Below are 4,453 nucleotides of genomic sequence, written 5' to 3'. Positions count from 1 at the left end.
TATCCCCGATGTCGTATTTTTTTCAGTTAAAGTCGCTGACATAAAAAGCATACACGCCAATAGTAATGAGATCCCCTTTAAAAACCAATGATTCTCCATTAACTTATCCATGACGCTTTCTCCTCCAATTCCATAAAGACGAAGAAGTCGTTTTTTCGTTCGCACTAAATTCAGCTAACAACATATCTTTCAGTTGTTCTGTCTTCAAATCACGATGCAACTTACCATTTTTCGTTAAAGAAATTTGGCCTGTTTCTTCCGACACAACTACTGTAATGCTATCAGTAACTTCACTAACTCCCATTGCAGCGCGATGCCTAGTTCCTAACTCCTTAGAGATAAATGGACTTTCTGATAACGGAAGATAGCAAGCTGCTGCTTTAATGGTACTTCCTTGCATAATTACTGCTCCATCGTGAAGAGGTGTGTTTGGAATGAAAATATTAATGAGTAATTCCGATGATACGTTTGCATTTAGCGGAATACCCGTTTCTACATAATCACCCATACCGGTCTCTTTTGACAAGGTAATTAATGCACCAATTCTACGTTTTCCCATATATTCCGTTGCTTTCGCTATCGCTGTTGCAACCATTTCAGGCTCATCATCCTCATGAGTTCCAGTACGCGAAAATAAACTCCCGCGTCCTAGCTGCTCAAGCGCTCTTCGCAATTCTGGCTGGAAAATAATAATAACGGCTAAAAATCCCCACGTTAATACTTGTTCAGTTAGCCAATATAGCGTTCGCAATCCAAGGAAAATACTGATCATCCGAACGACAATAATAACTGTAATCCCTTTTAAAAGTTGAACAGCTTTCGTCCCTCGGATTATGAGAATTAGCTTATATATAATAAACCATACAACGGCAATATCTAATGCCGTACTAAGATATTTCAAAATGGTCGTATCTTCAAAAGGCATGCTAACCCTTCCTCCTACTTACGAGCAATTCTATCCATATATTGAAATATTGTTTTATGCTCTATCTGTATGTATTTCCAACAACTAGTTAATTATACCATACATGAAACAAACGACAATTACAAACAACCCCCTTTAGTCTAAATTGGTAAGATGTCAAACATTCTTATCGTACAGTATAATATAAATCATTATTATACGCCTATTTTCAAATAAAAAAAGCAACTTCTCAGTTGCTTTTCTTACATTTATTTTAGTTTTTCACCGAATAAAGAACCCATTAAAGCAACCGCTGTTGTTGCCGTTCTATTTCGCTCATCTAAAATCGTATTTACCTCAACAAACTCGGCAGATGTAACAATATCAGCTTCCGCTAACATCTCCATTGCTAAATGACTTTCACGATAAGATAAGCCACCAATTACAGGTGTTCCAACTCCTGGTGCATCATGAGGATCAAGACCATCTAAATCTAATGATAAATGCACACCATCAGTATGAGATAAATACGCGATTGTTTCTTCCATAACAGCCGTCATACCCATACGATCAATCTCGTGCATTGAAAATACTTTAATACCTTCATTTCGAATAAAGTCTTTTTCTCCTTCATCTAATGCACGTGCACCGATAATTACAACATTCTCTTTTTTCACCTTTGGATATGCCCCGTATAAATCTACAAGCGCCGGATGTCCATACCCTAAACTTGCTGCAAGTGACATACCGTGAATATTTCCAGATGGTGAAGTTTCTTCTGTATTTAAATCGCCATGTGCATCATACCAAATAACACCTAGGTTTTTATAATGTTTCGCAACACCAGCTAATGTACCAATAGCGATACTATGATCGCCACCTAATACAAGTGGAAAACGCCCTTCTTCTATAATATGATCCACCTTACTTGCTAATTCGTTACATACAGTTGCAACTTGTGTAAGGTTTCTTAAGCTTGTATTTACATCTACTTCTTTTTCTCTCTCTATACATATATCTCCCATATCTTTAACGTCATATCCAATTTCTTCAATTCTTTCAATTACACCTGCATAACGGATTGCGCTCGGTCCCATATCAACCCCACGACGCATCTGTCCTAAATCCATTGGAACTCCAATAACTGAAATTTCTTTTTTCATAGATAGTATCCCCCTTTTGTGCCTTCACTAAATATTTTAAATCTTTTATATAGTCTGACTCAACTCGACATTTTTCTGTATGGATATACAAATTATTCACTTATATTCGCTTCGAAATCCAAATTTTAAGACTATTCCATGTATAAAGTTAACTTAATGAAGCAACTACTATCATTATTATTAGATAATAATAAAAAACACTCCCGCATTTAGAAGTGTTTTTCTGATGCTATTTTCCACACTGCTGCAATATTCTTTGCTGTCATTTCAATATTCTCTTCTGCTACTTTATATGCCTCCTCTAATGTCGTCGGACTTGTTGTAATACTAAATACTGCATCAATTCCTTTTTCATGAACAGCCGAGTAATTCGGAGATACTGATCCCCCAATCGCAATGACAGGAATATGAAAAAGCTTTGCACGCTCCGCAACACCTACTGGGGCCTTTCCATATGCTGTTTGTTCATCTATTCTCCCTTCGCCAGTTATAATTAAATCTGCACCTTCTATATGCTTATCAAAATTTGTATAATCTAATACAATTTCAATTCCCCTCCGCAAGCTTCCTTTCAGCACTGCAATAACAGCTGCTCCCATACCTCCTGCAGCTCCTGCACCAGGTATTTTAGATACGTCGCAAAATAGGTATTGTTTAAGGATATGCGCATAATGCTTTAAATTCTCATCCAGCTCTTTCATCATCTCTTCATCCGCACCCTTTTGTCGCCCAAATACGAAAGATGCTCCTCTTATTCCAACTAACGGATTATCTACATCACATGCTGCTTCTATCTTTATATGCTTTAAGCGTGAATCCATTTGTGAAAAATCAATAGAGACAATCGAATGTAACGTTCCACCAGACGGCTCTATTACTTCTCCTTTTCCATTTATAAACCTGACTCCTAAAGCTGACAACATACCCGCTCCTCCATCATTTGTAGCACTTCCTCCAAGTCCTAAAATGATATGCTCAGCTCCTTCGTCTAGCGCATGTAGTATAAGTTCTCCTGTTCCTTTCGTCGTCGTAATAAGTGGGTTTCGCTTTTTAGCTGGAACGTGTTGTAAGCCTGATGCTGCCGCCATTTCAATAAACGCTGTCTTTTTATCTTTAGACATACCGTAAAAGGCTTGTACGCTCTCTCTAAGCGGTCCTGTCACATGAAATGATATAATCCTCCCGCTTGTAGCATCAACAAGGGAATCAACCGTTCCTTCCCCTCCGTCTCCAATTGGTATTTTTACATACTCTGCTTTAGGAAAAATTGCTCCAAAACCTCTTTCAATAGCTTCACATACTTCTATAGCTTTTAAGCTTTCTTTATATGAATCAGATGCAATAACAACTTTCATAATTATCCCCATCCTTTATTTTCACGTTTTCTCCATTTTAAATGACAAGTATGAAAGTTGTCTTTTTAAACACAAAAAAAGCTTACATCATATGATGTAAGCTTTCTCTATTAGATGGAGCCTAGCGGGATCGAACCGCTGACCTCCTGCGTGCAAGGCAGGCGCTCTCCCAGCTGAGCTAAGGCCCCTTAGTAATTAAGCGGAAGACGGGATTCGAACCCGCGACCCCAACCTTGGCAAGGTTGTATTCTACCACTGAACTACTTCCGCGAAAATGGTGAGCCATGAAGGACTCGAACCTTCGACCCTCTGATTAAAAGTCAGATGCTCTACCAACTGAGCTAATGGCTCGTAAATGGCTGGGCTAGCTGGATTCGAACCAGCGCATGACGGAGTCAAAGTCCGTTGCCTTACCGCTTGGCTATAGCCCATTAATATTTACTAGTATGGTTATCTTTTCAAAAAAATAAACCCTCTCAGGTTATTTTAAAGAAAATGGTGGAGGGGGGCAGATTCGAACTGCCGAACCCGAAGGAGCGGATTTACAGTCCGCCGCGTTTAGCCACTTCGCTACCCCTCCGACATTTAAAATATATATGGTGGAGGATGACGGGATCGAACCGCCGACCCCCTGCTTGTAAGGCAGGTGCTCTCCCAGCTGAGCTAATCCTCCAAAAGTGGTGACCCGTACGGGATTCGAACCCGTGTTACCGCCGTGAAAGGGCGGTGTCTTAACCACTTGACCAACGGGCCAAAAAAGTTTTAAACCTATTCCCAAGCTTCCAACCGGGCTTGAACCGGTGACCTCTTCCTTACCATGGAAGTGCTCTACCAGCTGAGCTATGGAAGCATAATGGCTCCGCAGGTAGGACTCGAACCTACGACCGATCGGTTAACAGCCGATAGCTCTACCACTGAGCTACTGCGGAATAATATTAGCCTGGCAACGTCCTACTCTCACAGGGACAAGGTCCCAACTACCATCGGCGCTAGAGAGCTTAACTTCCGTGTTCGGTATGGGAACGGGTGTG

Annotated in this window: 3 protein-coding genes, 9 tRNA genes and 1 rRNA gene; all 13 read right to left on the bottom strand. The window is 40.3% G+C overall.

Annotated elements, in window-relative coordinates:
* Positions 1–103: 103 nt before the first annotated feature.
* Positions 104–925 carry a diadenylate cyclase CdaA gene (cdaA, locus tag MR083_RS26135; RefSeq protein ID WP_001115703.1) on the bottom strand — a complete coding sequence of 274 codons (822 nt, stop codon included), beginning with the start codon at positions 923–925 and terminating at the stop codon, positions 104–106.
* A 248-nt stretch (positions 926–1,173) separates the two neighbouring features.
* Positions 1,174–2,067, bottom strand: a complete 894-nt coding sequence (gene rocF, locus MR083_RS26130) for an arginase (RefSeq protein ID WP_000711567.1) — start codon at positions 2,065–2,067, stop codon at positions 1,174–1,176.
* 209 nt (positions 2,068–2,276) lie between these two features.
* Positions 2,277–3,422, bottom strand: coding sequence for a glycerate kinase (locus tag MR083_RS26125; RefSeq protein ID WP_000869571.1), 1,146 nt, complete (start codon positions 3,420–3,422; stop codon positions 2,277–2,279).
* Between the two features lie 115 nt (positions 3,423–3,537).
* A tRNA-Ala gene (locus MR083_RS26120) sits at positions 3,538–3,610 on the bottom strand.
* Positions 3,611–3,620: 10 nt separating this feature from the next.
* Positions 3,621–3,692, bottom strand: a tRNA-Gly gene (locus MR083_RS26115).
* 5 nt (positions 3,693–3,697) lie between these two features.
* Positions 3,698–3,773, bottom strand: a tRNA-Lys gene (locus MR083_RS26110).
* 5 nt (positions 3,774–3,778) lie between these two features.
* Positions 3,779–3,853, bottom strand: a tRNA-Gln gene (locus MR083_RS26105).
* A gap of 65 nt (positions 3,854–3,918) precedes the next feature.
* Positions 3,919–4,002 (bottom strand) — tRNA-Tyr (locus tag MR083_RS26100).
* A gap of 17 nt (positions 4,003–4,019) precedes the next feature.
* Positions 4,020–4,095 (bottom strand) — tRNA-Val (locus MR083_RS26095).
* A 5-nt stretch (positions 4,096–4,100) separates the two neighbouring features.
* Positions 4,101–4,175: transfer RNA gene (locus MR083_RS26090), tRNA-Glu, on the bottom strand.
* 24 nt (positions 4,176–4,199) lie between these two features.
* Positions 4,200–4,272 (bottom strand) — tRNA-Thr (locus MR083_RS26085).
* A 4-nt stretch (positions 4,273–4,276) separates the two neighbouring features.
* A tRNA-Asn gene (locus tag MR083_RS26080) sits at positions 4,277–4,351 on the bottom strand.
* 9 nt (positions 4,352–4,360) lie between these two features.
* Positions 4,361–4,453, bottom strand: a 5S ribosomal RNA gene (gene rrf / locus MR083_RS26075); the annotation flags it as partial.

Source organism: Bacillus cereus group sp. BfR-BA-01408 (assembly GCF_022663305.1).
In the GTDB taxonomy this organism is placed as follows: Bacteria; Bacillota; Bacilli; order Bacillales; family Bacillaceae_G; genus Bacillus_A; species Bacillus_A pacificus.
The sequence above is the reverse complement of the archived record's forward strand: the minus strand, read 5'-3'. Positions and strand labels throughout refer to the sequence as shown.